Origin of the sequence: Priestia sp. TSO9 (assembly GCF_021029645.1) — a bacterium.
Classification (GTDB): Bacteria; Bacillota; Bacilli; order Bacillales; family Bacillaceae_H; genus Priestia; species Priestia megaterium_E.
The window spans coordinates 1079336-1094241 of sequence record NZ_JAJEKD010000013.1 but is presented as its reverse complement, the minus strand read 5'-3'; the positions used below and the strand labels follow the sequence as shown (position 1 = coordinate 1094241).

General features: G+C 39.9%; 11 protein-coding genes and 1 pseudogene. 11 read left to right on the top strand and 1 reads right to left on the bottom strand.

The features are described 5' to 3' along the window. Window positions 1-218: 218 nt before the first annotated feature. From LJC66_RS13795 to pdxR, 3 genes and pseudogenes are all read left to right on the top strand, one after another. A pseudogene (locus LJC66_RS13795) lies at window positions 219-1936 on the top strand (pyruvate oxidase). 142 nt (window positions 1937-2078) lie between these two features. Next, the gene (locus LJC66_RS13790) at window positions 2079-2321 is read left to right on the top strand and encodes a hypothetical protein (protein ID WP_195696817.1); all 243 of its coding nucleotides are present in this window, start codon (window positions 2079-2081) and stop codon (window positions 2319-2321) included. A 186-nt stretch (window positions 2322-2507) separates the two neighbouring features. Beyond that, window positions 2508-3941 (top strand): MocR-like pyridoxine biosynthesis transcription factor PdxR, encoded by a 1434-nt coding sequence (gene pdxR / locus LJC66_RS13785; protein ID WP_034651371.1) that lies wholly within the window; start codon window positions 2508-2510, stop codon window positions 3939-3941. 206 nt (window positions 3942-4147) lie between these two features. On the opposite strand, the gene LJC66_RS13780 is transcribed toward pdxR, so the two are convergent. After that, window positions 4148-4348, bottom strand: coding sequence for a cold-shock protein (locus tag LJC66_RS13780; protein ID WP_013057405.1), 201 nt, complete (start codon window positions 4346-4348; stop codon window positions 4148-4150). Window positions 4349-4696: 348 nt separating this feature from the next. Between LJC66_RS13780 and LJC66_RS13775 the strand changes: the two genes are divergently transcribed. From LJC66_RS13775 to LJC66_RS13740, 8 genes are all read left to right on the top strand, one after another. Then, a complete protein-coding gene (locus LJC66_RS13775; RefSeq protein ID WP_230932768.1) occupies window positions 4697-5575 on the top strand; it encodes an NAD(P)-dependent oxidoreductase in 879 nt (292 codons plus the stop codon). A gap of 23 nt (window positions 5576-5598) precedes the next feature. Beyond that, on the top strand, window positions 5599-6393 hold the full coding sequence (locus LJC66_RS13770; RefSeq protein ID WP_230932767.1) for an SGNH/GDSL hydrolase family protein: 795 nt from the start codon (window positions 5599-5601) through the stop codon (window positions 6391-6393). Between the two features lie 13 nt (window positions 6394-6406). Further along, the gene (locus LJC66_RS13765; RefSeq protein ID WP_098333044.1) at window positions 6407-7318 is read left to right on the top strand and encodes an ABC transporter ATP-binding protein; all 912 of its coding nucleotides are present in this window, start codon (window positions 6407-6409) and stop codon (window positions 7316-7318) included. Continuing rightward, window positions 7311-8291, top strand: coding sequence for an ABC transporter permease (locus tag LJC66_RS13760; protein WP_014459751.1), 981 nt, complete (start codon window positions 7311-7313; stop codon window positions 8289-8291). The genes LJC66_RS13765 and LJC66_RS13760 overlap by 8 nt, the downstream gene beginning before the upstream one ends. A gap of 397 nt (window positions 8292-8688) precedes the next feature. Next, window positions 8689-9135, top strand: a complete 447-nt coding sequence (locus LJC66_RS13755; protein WP_028408237.1) for a DUF6376 family protein — start codon at window positions 8689-8691, stop codon at window positions 9133-9135. A gap of 625 nt (window positions 9136-9760) precedes the next feature. After that, complete coding sequence (locus LJC66_RS13750; protein WP_230932766.1) at window positions 9761-13399, top strand: multifunctional 2',3'-cyclic-nucleotide 2'-phosphodiesterase/3'-nucleotidase/5'-nucleotidase; 3639 nt, start codon at window positions 9761-9763, stop codon at window positions 13397-13399. Between the two features lie 288 nt (window positions 13400-13687). Beyond that, window positions 13688-14284, top strand: coding sequence for a TerD family protein (locus tag LJC66_RS13745; protein WP_230932765.1), 597 nt, complete (start codon window positions 13688-13690; stop codon window positions 14282-14284). Window positions 14285-14308: 24 nt separating this feature from the next. Beyond that, entirely contained in the window at window positions 14309-14887 is a 579-nt protein-coding gene (locus LJC66_RS13740) for a TerD family protein (RefSeq protein WP_025751616.1), read from the top strand. The last annotated feature ends 19 nt before the right edge of the window (window positions 14888-14906 follow it).

The following is a 14906-nucleotide window of genomic DNA, read 5'->3' as shown; positions in this document are numbered from 1 at the left end:
TAAGACGAAAGTATTCACCTATCGATTGTTGCCGAACAAAAATAATTCTTCTTATAGAATAGCAAAAGTTCATGATAATTGCAAGGAATGAAGAAAATTTAATGAAAGTGGTTCATTCATTTAATGAAAGAAAACGAAAATTATACGAGTGAAAATAAGTAAGAAAGAGCGTATCAGGTCACACTATCTCTATATATAAGAAGAAAGGGGTCAGTCATATGTTTAAACAAAAAGCAGGGGAAAAACTGATTGAACTGTTAATTGAATGGGGCGTTGATCATATTTACGGCATGCCAGGAGACTCCATTAATTCAATTATTGAACCGCTTCGCAAAGCCCAGGATAAAATTAAATTTATTCAAGTGAGGCATGAAGAAGCGGGAGCTCTCGCAGCGGCTGCATATGCGAAGTTAACGGGTAAAATCGGTGTATGCACGGCTATTGCCGGACCGGGAGCAATTCATTTACTAAATGGCTTATATGATGCCAAATTAGACAAAGCGCCCGTTTTAGCACTTACGGGGCAAGTAGAATCAGATCTCATCGGCAGCGATGCGTTTCAAGAAATTAATTTAGAGAGAATGTTCGATGATGTGGCTGTATATAACCAGCGAGTCATGTCCGCTGAGCAGCTTCCGACTGTTGTCAATCAAGCGATTCGAACAGCGTATGCTAAAAAAGGTGTGGCTGTGTTAACCATTCCCGATGATATTCCTCGTTTTGAAGTTGGATCAGAAGCACGAGAAACATCAAGCATAATTGTCAAACAAGACATTTTTCCCCATAGAGAAGATCTTGAAAAAGCAAAAGATTTGATTGGTAAAGCGGAAAGTCCGGTTATCTTAGCCGGTCGAGGCACACATGAAATGAGAGAAGAGCTGCTTGCATTTGCAGAAAAAATCGCAGCACCGATTGTTCTTACGCTTCCTGGAAAAGGCGCAATACCGGATGAACATCCATATTGTCTCGGAGGACTTGGATTAATCGGTACAAAGCCAGCGTATGAAGCGATGCAAGAAGCGGATACGCTCATCATGATTGGGACATCTTATCCGTTTACAGGATTTTTGCCAGACCATGCGAAAACGATTCATATTGATATTGATCCTGCACAAATTGGCAAAAGATATCCTGTAGATGCAGGGCTTGCAGGAGAAGCGAAAGCAACGGTTCAGTGGTTTTTAGAAAACGTTGGCCGCTCAGAACATCGCCAGTTTTTAGAGCAAAGTCAAGAACGTATGAAAAAGTGGTGGAGTCAGCTTGATACCCAAGAAGCAAAAGAAAGCCTACCTATCAAGCCACAGCGAGTGATTCGAGCGCTTCAGCACGTAGCGGCTGATAACGCGGTCTTGTCCGTAGATGTAGGAAACGTCACAGTATGGATGGCGCGTCATTTTCGTATGACAAATCAGCAGTTTGTGATTTCAAGCTGGCTAGCGACTCTTGGATGCGGGCTGCCGGGCGCACTTGCTGGAAAAATTGCTTATCCCGAGAAGCAGGTATTTGCGGTCTGTGGAGACGGCGGCTTTGCGATGACGATGGCTTTGCGATGACGATGGCAGATTTTATTACAGCTGTTAAATACAATCTTCCGCTAGTTGTGGTGCTATTTAATAACCATAAAATCGGTATGATTAAATTTGAACAAGAAGTAATGGGAAATGCTGAATTCGGCACAGACTTAACAAATCCGAACTTTGCCAGGTATGCAGATATTTGCGGAGGTGTTGGCTACCGAGTAGAAAAAGAAGAAGAGCTGCTGCCGGCTTTTGAAAGTGCTGTTAGGCAAAACAAGCCGTGTATTATCGATGTAATCGTTGATGCAAACGAAGCGCCTATGCCAGCTAAGATTACGCTAGGACAAGCAACGGGTTATGCCAAGCATATGGTGAAAGAATTGTTTCAAGAAGGCAAGCTAGATTTACCTCCTCTATAAAAAAGAGGCCGTGACGAAAGTAGTTTAGTTGAAGAAAGATCCGAACGATGAATCGAGATTCTTGATGGAGAATCAACTTCGTTTGGGTTTTTTTTATTGGCATGGTGAATGTAGTTTTCATGTATTTCGTTGCTTCTAGCAGTTGATTGGAGAGCAAGGCGAAGACTCCTGCGGGAAAAGCGGAATAGGTGAGACCCCGCAGGAGCGTATGCGACGAGGAGGCTCACCGGCCGCCCGCGGAAAGCGAAGTCTTGCACGGAAATCAACTGCGGTGTACCAAGCAACCCATATGAGCTCATGTATCCCATTTGTTCGTCTTCAGATTGGACTGGTGTGGTTATGTCTCAATCTCTTTTTCATGGTGAAATTCATTCAATATGATTAACTATAAAATTATTATGTAAACTAAAATATCTAAAAATGAAAAATAGCTACTATTATAATTTTTGATACAGTGGATGAGCAAAAAAACACAAAATTGGATGGTCTTTTTTTATAAAACTGCTTTAAGATAAGAGAGATAAAGGATAAACTACTAATAAGAAAGTTTAAATGTAAGGACTGACGCCGCATGAACTGGAGACCAGATCGCGCTAGCAAAAAAGCGATTTATAAACAAATTGCAGAATATATTGAAAGCTGTATTTCATCGGGAGCGTTTCCGCCGGATTCTATGCTGCCATCAGAACGAACGCTTGCTGCTGAGCTAAACGTGAACAGAAGCACGGTAGTAGCTGCTTATGAAGAACTGCAGGCACTTGGAATCGTAGAACGTAAAAAAGGAAGCGGCACGCGAGTTAGTTCAAGCATCTGGGGAATTTCCCGTAAACGTATTCCAAACTGGGGGAGATATGTAGAAGACGGTTCATTTTTGCCTAATTTACCGCTCGTACAACGAATAAGAAGCGAAGCTTTGCGAACAGATTTTGTAAACTTAGCCAGCGGAGAATTGGCTCCTAGCTTATTTCCAAGTGAAGATTTTCAGCGAATATTAGCGGGCATGCCGTTTAATGAGCATTTAGGCTATGATCATCCTCACGGCAATGAACGTCTGCGTGACGCTATTGCTGCTCATGTTCATGAGTACCGGAAAATCTCCACCGATGCTAATTCCATTTTAATTACATCAGGTGCACAGCAAGCACTTCATTTAATTGTTCAGTGTTTGTTAAAACCAGGAGATGCAGTAGCGATTGAAGATCCGTCTTATAGCTATTCACTGCCGCTTTTTCAATCAGCAGGTTTACGAACGTTTTTGCTGCCTGTAGATAAAAATGGAGCCAACCCGGAGGACTTAGTAGAATTACATAAAAAGCATCGTATTCGTATGGTTTTTTTAAATCCGTATTATCAAAACCCGACCGGTATTGTGTTATCAGAAGCGCGTCGAAAGCGGTTTTTAGAGCTTTCTTCAGAATACGGCATTCCGCTTATTGAAGATGATCCTTATTCACTCACGGCATTTGACGGAAATGTACATCAAACGCTGAAATCGATGGACGAGAACGGAAATGTCCTCTATATCAGCTCGCTTTCTAAAATCGTGGCATCGGGCCTTCGAATTGGCTGGATAGTAGGGCCAGAGCAAGTGATTCAGCGCCTGGCAGACGCTAAGCAGCAAATTGACTTTGGCCACAGCATCTTTCCCCAGTGGATTGCTTATCAATTCTTAGATTCTCCTACGTTTTCTTCACATATTGAAAAGCTTAGACAAGAGCTCAAAAAGCAAGAGTATGCCCTGTCGTCGAGTCTGAACGAATTGCTCGGATCAAAAGTATCTTTCGATTCACCTCAAGGCGGGATTCACTTATGGTGCAAAGTAAATCAGCCGGTCGATGACTATCGACTATTGGAAGAATCGCTTAAAAGAGGAGTGGCTTTTGTACCAGGAAGCGTGCTGAGTTCTCAAAGCGGAGCTATTCGCTTTACGTTTGGCAGAGGGGAAGAAGAGGTCATTCGAGAAGGAATCAAACGATTTGCAAGCGCCCTAGAGAGTCTGGAATAGCTATAAACATAGGTAAACGTACCGGATGAAAGTTTTATTTTATTATTTCGTATAGATTGTTATGATCTTGTGCTATACTAAGAGTACCATTAACTTTACTTCTGTATTTGTACCGACTGGTCCTGTTGAAAAACAGGGCTTTTTTTTATGTTTGTATACAAAAAAACAGATCCTTTAAAGGATCTGTTTCTGATATGTTGTGTTTCTTATGCTTTTTGAACGTTAGCAGCTTGAGGTCCGCGTTGACCTTGTTCTACGTCAAATGTTACAGCTTGACCTTCGTCTAAAGATTTGAAGCCTTCGCTTTGGATTGCTGAGAAGTGTACGAATACATCGTCTCCACCTTCGCGCTCGATGAATCCAAAACCTTTTTCTGCGTTAAACCATTTTACTTTACCTTGTTCCATAATTGTTGCCTCCTCGTGCGGACTCGCACATTGTGGTACTATTCTTGCTCAAATCTAAAGACGAAAAGTGACAATACTCATACATCCCCACCGAACAAAAATAATTCTCTTACATCTTAGCAGAAATTTCCTATGTTTGCAAGCGCTTTATTTAAAAACCATTCGTATTTTTTAGACAAGTTTTTTATAAATCATGTCTAAAAAATGTCACATTTTGAACATTATAGAAAGGCTATTCTTTGTATTCGCTTTTACTGTAGTTATATAATAATGAAAATATGCTTTTTCTAAAGATAGACGACATGCATAAGAAACGTACATACTGAGTGCTGAAATGGAGTGGTAAAGATGAAGGTGGGTTTAATTGGTTTAGGAAATATGGGATTACCGATGGCGGAAAATATGATAAAGGCGGGTCATGAACTTGTTATTTATAACCGTACTGCTTCGAAGGCGGAAAGTCTTGTGAAAAAAGGAGCAAAGGTTGTGGAGACACCTGCTCAAGCAGCACAAGAAGCGAATCTTGTCTTTACGATTCTTTCAAACGATGAGGCTTTAGAAGAAGTAACGCTTTCAGAAGCCGGTGTACTTGCAGGCCTTCAAGAAGGTGGTATTCACGTCTCAGTGAGTACTATTAGCGTAGATTTGTCGGAAAAATTAACAAGCGCACATGCTGCATCAGGACAGCATTTTGTGGCAGCGACTGTTTTAGGTCGCCCCGACGCAGCAGCAGCAGCGGCTCTCAAAGTAATAGTTGCAGGTAATAAAGAAGCAAGAGAGCACGTTTGGCCGCTGTTTGAATCGATTGGTCAAACTATTTTCACTGTAGGAGACGAGCCTTACTTATCAAATGTAGCTAAGCTTGGCAATAATTTTTTATTAGTATCGATGTTAGAAGCTGTTTCTGAAGCAGTAGTCATGGTAGAACAGTATGGCATGCAAGCGGAGGAGTTTCTTGAAGTGGTTAATAGCTTATTTGCATCTCCTGTGTATAAAAATTACGGCAATTTAATTGCTAAAAGAGACTTTGATCCAGCCGGGTTCAAGCTGGAGCTTGGCCTAAAGGATGTAAATCTGGCTATTGATGCAGCCAAAAAAGTGTCCGCTCCGCTTCCGTTAGGAGAGCTTGTGAAAGGTCATTATGAACAAGGAATCGAAAATGGCTGGGGTCATTTAGACTGGTCCGCTTTACTAAAAACAGTTGAAGCTCTAAAAAAAGATAACTAAAAAGACGAAAAGGAGTGCAGCCCGTGAAAGCGAAAGGAAAGTGGGTATGGATTGTATCCTTGATTTCGATTATTTCGTGTCTGCTGTTTGCAGCGGGACTTGGAATGTCTATTTATGATTATGTTAGCGCCTCAAAAGCTACTGTAAAAGAAATGCCAAAGCCAAAGCAAGAAACAAGCAGCAGTAACAAAAGTACCAAGAATTATACGATTGTTGCTTTAGGAGATTCACTGACAAGAGGAACAGGAGATGCAGCGGGAAAAGGGTACGTTGGGTATTTAAAAGATAATCTTGAAGAAAAAACGAAGAAGAAAATTCTCTTAAGTAACTTTGGAATAAAAGGTCAAACGTCTTCGCAGCTGGCAAGTCAAGTAAAGCAGCACGAAATTCAGCGGCAGGTTAAGTCGGCAGATACCGTACTGATCACCATTGGAGGAAATGACTTATTTCAAGGCGGACAAACGCTGCAGAACTTAAATAAAAACAATATTCAAAAGCTAGAAAATGACTATTTAAAAAACGTAGACAGCATCTTAAAAAGCATCCGGTCGGCCAATAAAGACGCGACGATTTTTTTAATTGGTTTATACAATCCGTTTAGTAACCTGCAAGATGCAAAAACGACAACGGCTATTGTACGAGAATGGAATTACAAAAGCAGTGAATTAAGTGCTAATTATAAGCAAACTGTTTTTGTTCCGACCTTTGATTTGTTTCAGCTAAAGGTAGATGACTACTTATATACCGATAAGTTTCATCCTAATGCAAAAGGCTACAAGCTGATCGCAGAACGTGTAGCATCGCTTATTACGTGGTGAGGGAGGGAATGATATGAGTGAAGTAACGCTTTCAGTAAAAGGACTGAAAAAAGTAATAGGAAAACGAGAAATTATCAAAAATATTGATTTTGAACTAAAAAGAGGCGAAGTGTTCGGCTTTTTAGGACCCAATGGAGCCGGTAAAACGACAACGATTCGAATGCTTGTCGGCTTGATTCGCCCGACCGCTGGTTCCATTTATATTTGTGGATACAGCGTATCGAAGCAGTTTACAAAAGCGATGGAGCATATCGGCTGTATTGTTGAAAATCCTGAGCTGTATCCATACTTAAGCGGCTGGGAAAATCTGCAGCACTTTTCACGCATGATTCCTTCTATGACAGAAGAACGCATTCATGAAGTGGTGGAATTAGTTGGCTTGCAAGAGCGTATCCACGATTTAGTTCGCACGTATTCGTTAGGCATGAGGCAGCGTTTAGGAATTGCGCAAGCGCTTCTCGGAAAACCAAAAGTGCTTATTTTAGACGAGCCAACGAACGGACTAGACCCTTCTGGGATTCGGGATATGCGTAAATTTATTCGCTTTTTAGCTGAAAGTGAAGGTCTAAGCGTCCTAGTATCGAGTCATTTACTGAGCGAGATTCAGCTAATGTGTGACCGAGTAGCGATTATCGCAAAAGGAGAAGTTATTCACACAGAATCGGTGAAGACCCTGTTAACTCAGCAAGAGCGTTTACTGTGGAAGCTAGATCCGCAGCCTGCAGGAATAGACGTTTTAAAACAAGTGACGGACTTTGTGCAAGTGCAGGGGGAGTACGTCACGACGTTTTATGAAGAAGCTGAAGTGGGAGAGTGGAATAAACAGCTCATTGCAGCAGGAGTAACGGTAAAAGAAATGAATCGAAAGCTTCCAACTCTTGAAGATTTATTTATCGAAATGACAGGAGGCGAATCGATTGATTAGTTTGGTTCAAAATGAAATGATCAAGCTCGTTCGAAAAAAGCGCCTGTTAATCGTTACCCTTATTATGGGCGTTTTGATTTCCATGTTTACCTATGCTCAGCTTCGCGAAACACAGCGCCTTCAAGAAAAGCTAGGAACGACCGATTGGCGCAGTACGCTGCAGCAAGAAATTATCGATACGCAAAACCGGCTGAGCGGAAGCCAAATTTCAGATGATTGGCGCAAGCAGCTTGAAATTCGCGTGGCGCAGCAGCAGTATTATTTAGATAACGATATCAATCCTTCGGAACCAGGGGCACCAACGTTTGTGCGAGGATTCATTGAAAACGCCATTCAGCTTTTGCTGCCGCTGATGATTATGATTATTGCAGCGGATTTAGTGTCTTCAGAGTACAGCTTGGGATCCATCAAGGTATTGTTGACGAGGCCTGTGAAACGGTGGAAAATCCTGCTTAGTAAATACATCACGCTCGTCATGTCCGTCTCGTTTTTAATTTTAATGTTTGGCGTTTTGTCGTACCTCATTTCTGGCGTTGTATTTGGATTTAAAGGCTGGACAGCCCCGATTCTTACGGGGTTTAGCGTGCAGGGAAATGATTTAAATACAGCGGACGTCCATTTAATTTCGCAGTGGAGATATATTTTAATGGAGTTTGGCCTTGCTTGGTTTGTATCTTTGGTCGTTGGAACGCTTGCTTTTATGCTGTCCGTTTTAATTAAAAGTACGGCTGCTGGTATGGGTGTGATGCTTGCTTGTTTGATTGCAGGTACGATTTTAAGCAGTATGGTTTCTTCGTGGAATTCAGCTAAGTACTTGTTTATGGTCAATTTAAATTTAACTTCTTACCTGCAAGGCACAGCTCCTCCGACTGAAGGAATGACACTAGGGTTTTCCTTGGGTGTGTTAACCATTTGGGGACTTGCCGGGCTGCTCGTGTCGTTTCTGGTATTTACCAAAAAAGACGTGTACTAATTCCGTATAAGTTGACGATAATCAGGAACGTGCGTTATGATTGTGTTAACAAAAAATACTGTTTTGCTCAAAGGGGAGTAGCTCTTGCAGTAAAGTCGTCATTTCGAGATTATTATCTCCGGCTTTATTGACAATGCAAATTGTTAGCGAGACCTTTGCCAATGTTGCCATTGGTAAAGGTCTGTATAAAAACACCTTTACCACATGTGGTAAAGGTGTTTTTTGTTATTTCAAAAGAAGAGAGGAGCTTAAAAATGTCAAAACTATCGAGACTGTTAAAAAGCCCCGCTGTAAAAAAAGGAATAAAAAAAGCTGTACCCATTATTATGAAAGAGTTAAAGAAACGAAAATCGAAAAGAAGATAGCAGAAAAGAAACTAAGAAAGGTTGAGTGCTAAGTGAAAAAGTGGATGCTAGTCATATCAACTGCTGTTCTTTTTATGGTCGGCGGCTGTTCTTTTCTTGAAGATACAAGCAGTACGCTGAACTACGCAAATGATGCAAAAGATTACGTGAGTGAAGCGCAAAAGTTTGCTGAAGAAATACCGCCTCTAGCGGAAAAGGCTGTTAATGATGACGAGGCAATAAAGAAGCTAGAGCAAAAGCTGCAGGAAATGAAAGGAAAAGCTGAAGAATTTAATCAAACAAAAGCTCCTGACATCGCTTCTGATGTGCACGATCAGCTTGTTCAACAAAACGAAAAAATCATTAGTGGAATTGAAGCGTATGAAGCCAATATAAAGGATGGCAGCTTCAATCCAGAAGCGCTAAAAAACAGTGAATTGTTTCAATCAATTCAAGATGTATCAAGTATTATGAAACAAATTAAAGAATTAGGTCAGTAAGAAAACGCGGTTGAGAAAAAAGTATGTTAACTAAAAAACATCCGAACGATGAATCAAGATTCTTGATGGAGAATCAACTTCGTTCGGATGTTTTTATTTGTAGGTGAACGTAGGTTTCATGTGTATAGATGCTTTAGATTGGATTGATGTAGTAGGTATGTCTTATGACTCAACATCGTTTCTTTGTTATAAATGTAAAATTATATAAATATATCTATTTATTAGAAAGAAAAACCTTTTCTTTCTTTTTTATATCTACGAAATTTTGTTAGAAGCTGTGACAAACTTAATGTCTGCTTTTCGTATCCTATGTATAGTACATATATACACACCGCTTGAAATAAATTTTTTTTGAATGAAAAGAGGATGTGGGAACGTTGATGTATTAGGTAATAAGACTCATTCTAAAAGGATGATTCATCCAATTAATAAAAACTATAGTCCTTGATTTTGAAGAGGGAAACTAAAAAAATTTTTCGGTTTACAAAAAGTTAATAAAACGCATACAAATGGTTTACTAAAAAATCAAAAAATTTACATCCTTTATAAATCTTTTCTGCTATACTATTTTTGAACAGTTGCTAGATTTATAGCGATGATAACTTACTTGAAAGGTGAATGGTAGATGAAAAAGAACAAAAGTAGTAAAACGAAAAAAATCCTATCCACATCACTGGCACTTTCTCTATTATCTATGCCTCTTTTAACTACACAGGCAGGAGCGGAAGAACGTCATCCTGGACAAAGCTCACAGCAAAGCAAGCATCAAGGCCATAATAAAAAAGATGCGCTTGTGAACATACGTCTGATGGAAACAACCGATGTTCATACGAATCTATTAAACTATGATTATTTCAAAGATGCCTCTTACGAGAAAGTGGGTTTAGCTAAAACCGCTACCTTAATCAAAAACGCTCGAAAAGAAGTAAAAAACAGCTTATTAGTAGATAACGGAGACCTCATCCAAGGAACGCCTCTAGGCACGTATAAAGCCAAGATTGACCCGCTAAAAAAAGGGGAAGTTCATCCTGTATTTAAAGCAATGAATCAGCTGGATTATGATATTGCAACACTTGGAAATCATGAGTTCAACTATGGATTAGACTTTCTAAAAGAAGCGTATAACGACGCGAACTTTCCTTACATAAATGCCAATGTCTACGTTGATGATCATGACAACAACCCGAAAAACGATAAAAATAAATTTATGCCTTATAAAATTATGAATAAAAAAGTCGTCGATGAAAATGGAAAGAAACGAACGATTAAAGTTGGTTTCATTGGCTTTGTACCGCCTCAAATTAACGATTGGGATAAAGCAAACCTTGATGGAAAAGTCATTACAAAAGGCATTGTGGAAACAGCCAACAAATATATTCCAGAAATGAAGAAAAAAGGCGCGGACGTAGTTGTTGCAATGGCTCACTCTGGATTTAGCAGCAACAAGCAAAACACGGAAGATGTGATTTACTCATTAAGTGAAGTAAAAGGCATTGATGCTATTACGTTTTCGCACACGCATAAAGTCTTCCCTGCTAAAACGGAAGCTTCGCTAGACGGTTTGTTCCTTGGAGCAGATAAAAAGCCTCTTCCTGGCGTTGATAATGCAAAAGGAACAATCAACGGCGTTCCCGCTGTCCAAGCAGGTTACGGCGGAGGGTCACTTGGTTTAATTGACTTAACGTTAAAAGAAGAAAAAGGAAAATGGAAAGTAGTAAGCTCTCAATCGTCTACGCGTGAAACGTATAAAGACGTAAAAGACGCGTCAGGGAAAACGGTTACGCAAAGTACGGTAGAACCGGATAAAGGCGTTGTTAAAGCAGTTCAAAAAGATCACGATGCAACGGTTAAATACGTGAACACACCAATCGGTAAAACGACGGATGATATTCACAGCTATTTTTCTCTTGTAAAAGATGATCCATCTATTCAAGTGGTAACAAATGCACAAAAAGATTACGTAGAAAAGTACGTTTCTCAAAACAAGCCGGAATATAAAGACCTTCCGATTTTATCAGTGGGAGCGCCTTTTAAAGCAGGAAGAAACGGCGTTGATGAATATACGGAAATTAAAAAAGGTGACTTAACGATCCGAAGCGCTGGCGACCTGTATCTATATGACAACACGTTAAAAGCGGTTAAAGTAAAAGGTTCTGTTGTAAAAGACTGGATTGATATGTCTGCCGGTAAGTTTAATCAAATTACACCGAATAAAACAGAAGAGCAGGAATTATTAAACCCAAGCTTCCCTGTTTATAATTTTGACGTCATTGACGGCGTTCAATACCAAATCGACGTCACAAAACCAGCAAAATACGATGTGAATGGAAACGTGATTCACGGAGATTCAAGCCGTGTTGTTAACTTAACGTATAACGGTAAACCAGTTGACCCGAATCAAGAGTTTATTGTTGTGACAAATAACTACCGAGCTGGCGGAGGCGGAAACTTCCCTGGTCTAAAAGGAAGCGAGCTTGTGGTGGATTCAGCGGATGAAAACCGTCAAATTCTAATGGACTACATCACCGAGCAAAAAGAAATTACGCCAACAGCTGACGATAACTGGTCAATTGCACCAATTAACGGAACGGCTAACGTGACGTTCACAAGCTCACCGCGCGGAGAAAGCTATTTAACTGAAGGAAGCAACATTACGTATACAAATAAAACGGATGACAAAGGATTCGGCATTTACAAAATTAATTTAAACGGCGAATCAAAAGATAATACAAAGGTTCAGCTTTTAGGGATGAACGACCTGCACGGTCAGCTCGATACAGATACACAAATTAAGTCAAATGGCCAAACGCTTTTAGCTGGAAATATGAAATATACAGCAGCAGCTATTCGTAAACAAGAAGCTGAAAATCCGAATACGCTTTTAGTTCATGCAGGAGACATGATTGGCGGAAGTCCGCTAGTTTCAGCGCTGTTTCAAGACGAGCCAACGGTTGAAGTGATGGAATCGCTTGGATTTGATGTAGGCACGCTTGGAAATCATGAATTTGACGAAGGCATTGCTGAGCTTCATCGTATGATTGAAGGCGGAGACCATCCAAAAGGCACAAAAGGATACGACGGCATGAATTTCCCAGTAGTAGCGGCAAATGCTTATGATACTTCAACTGATAAATTAATTACAGAACCTTACGCGATAAAAGAAGTAGGCGGCAAGAAAATTGGATTCATCGGCGTTGTAACACAAGAAACGCCAAGCATGATTGTTCGTAAAGGAAATGAAAACTTAAAAATTACGGACGAAGCAACAGCGATTGATAAATATACGGCAGAGTTAAAAAAGAAGGGTATTAAAGCAATTGTTGTACTTGCTCATAATCCATCTAATCAAAATGGAACGTCTACCGAATTTGATGCAGCCGATATCGCTAAAAAAATTGATGATGAAGTTGACGTGATCTTTTCAGCTCACAATCACGTATACAACAACAAAGTAGTAGATAACAAACTAATCGTTCAAGCTTATTCATACGGCTCAGCGTTTTCTGACGTAGACGTTGAAATCGATAATACGGGTGACATCGTGAAAAAAGATGCAAAAATTGTGACCGTTTATCAAAAAGACTATACGCCAGATCCTGAAGTTTCAAAGATTATGCAAAAATATGAAGACTTAGCAGCACCTATTAAAGCAGAAGTGGTTGGAAATTCATCTACTGCTCTAGCAAAAGGTTATCCATCTAGCGGAGCAACGGGCGATATCGCGCTTGGAAACTTAATTGCTGACGGTATGAAAGCAGAAATGAAAGCTGACTTTGCGTTAATGAATGGCGGAGGCGTTCGTTCACAGCTTGATGCTGGTGACGTGACATACGGTGATTTATTTGCGATTCAGCCGTTTGGCAACGTCTTAAATAAAGTAAAGCTAAGCGGAGCGGATTTAGAAACGGTGTTAAACAATCAAATTACATCATCTGGACTAGATTTCCATATTGCAGGCTTTAACTATACGTGGGATGGAAGCACGAATAAAGTAGTTGATATCAAGCTTCCAGATGGAAGTAAAATTGACAAAGAAAAAGAATATACAGTAGTAGTCAATAACTATATGTATGGAAATGAAAAATACGGGATTGGCGCACTTTCTTCAGATATGGAAGTGGGACCAGAAGATTTACAAGCAACGGTAAACTATATTAAAACACTTAATAGCCCGTTTGAATACAAAGCAGAAGGACGTATTCAAAACGTGGCAGCTGCTAAAACAGCTGAACAGCAAGAGCCTGCTTTGAAAATAGCTCAATAAGCCAAAAAAGACTGTCTCATAACTCGGATTTCCGGTTTAGAGACAGTCTTTTTTTAGTAAGCTGACTTACCTTTTAAACTTTAAATCAACTAATTTATGTCACAACAGCCCACTTAATTTTTGAAACAATCACCAGATTGTGGTATTCTTTCCATGGAAAGAAGATTTACGTAAACGTTAAAAGTGGTATAAAAGATTTCACTATTTTTTCATTTATTTGCGCTATGATATAGAGCTATATAGAGTCTGAAAAAGAATGTGTTCGCTATAGTAAAGGAGTAAATAAACGTGGCTATTAATCTACAAAAAGGTCAAAAAATTGATTTAACAAAAGGAAGAGAAGCCCTATCTTCTATTACAGTTGGATTAGGATGGGATCCTGTAAAAAAACGCAGCTTTTTTGGTTTTGGAGGAAACGGACCAAGTATCGACTGCGATGCATCTGTTCTTATGCTCAATTCGAACGATAAGCTTGTAAGTAACTCAGCCGTTGTGTATTTTGGAAATCGTCACAGTAACTGCGGGAGCGTTAAGCATTCAGGGGATAACCTTACCGGAGCAGGTGAAGGGGACGATGAACAAATTTTTGTTAATTTAAAAAATGTTCCCGGAAACGTACATAAACTTGTGTTTGTAGTCAACATCTATCAGTGTGTTGAGCGAAATCAAGATTTCGGTATGATTAAAAATGCTTTTATCCGCGTTGTGGACAGCGCTAAAAACGAAGAGCTTGTACACTTTAATCTATCTGAAGATCATTCAGGAGCAACCGCTTTATTTGCAGGTGAAATTTACCGAGACGGGAATGAATGGAAGTTTTCAGCAACTGGAGATGCAACGAGAGATACTGGATTGGCTGAAATTGCAAACAAATATACAAAATAAACAATTTGAAAAGAGGGAAACGAAATGGCTATTAATCTTTCAAAAGGACAAAAAGTAGATTTAACAAAAACTAATCCAGGATTAACAAACGTAGTAGTAGGTCTTGGATGGGATGTAAATAAGTATGACGGTGGAAACGATTTTGATTTAGATTCATCTGTCTTTTTATTAAACGGAGCAGGAAAATGCGCTTCAGAATCTGATTTTATTTTTTACAATAATACGACGGGTGCAAACGGAGCGGTTGAGCATACCGGAGATAACCGTACAGGCGTAGGTGAAGGAGACGATGAGCAGGTTCAAGTAGATTTGAAAAATGTGCCTCAATCTATTGAACGTATCGCGTTTACCATTACGATCCATGAAGGGGAAGCACGCGGTCAAAACTTTGGCCAAGTAAGCAACGCCTACGTTCGTATTTTAAATGCAACAAATGACGAAGAGTTAATTCGTTATGATTTAGGTGAAGACTTCTCGATCGAAACAGCCGTTGTAGTAGGAGAGCTGTACCGACACGGCGGAGAATGGAAGTTTAATGCCATTGGCAGCGGCTATCAAGGCGGCTTGGCGGCACTTGTCAACGACTTTGGTTTAAACGCCTAATCATTAAAGTAAGAAAACG

Coding starts and splice junctions, on each gene's coding strand:
- LJC66_RS13750 (WP_230932766.1), top strand. CDS start 9,761: ATGAAAAAGAACAAAAGTAGTAAAACGAAAAAAATCCTATCCACATCA.
- LJC66_RS13780 (WP_013057405.1), bottom strand. CDS start 4,348: ATGGAACAAGGTAAAGTAAAATGGTTTAACGCAGAAAAAGGTTTTGGA.
- LJC66_RS13740 (WP_025751616.1), top strand. CDS start 14,309: ATGGCTATTAATCTTTCAAAAGGACAAAAAGTAGATTTAACAAAAACT.
- LJC66_RS13765 (WP_098333044.1), top strand. CDS start 6,407: ATGAGTGAAGTAACGCTTTCAGTAAAAGGACTGAAAAAAGTAATAGGA.
- LJC66_RS13775 (WP_230932768.1), top strand. CDS start 4,697: ATGAAGGTGGGTTTAATTGGTTTAGGAAATATGGGATTACCGATGGCG.
- pdxR (WP_034651371.1), top strand. CDS start 2,508: ATGAACTGGAGACCAGATCGCGCTAGCAAAAAAGCGATTTATAAACAA.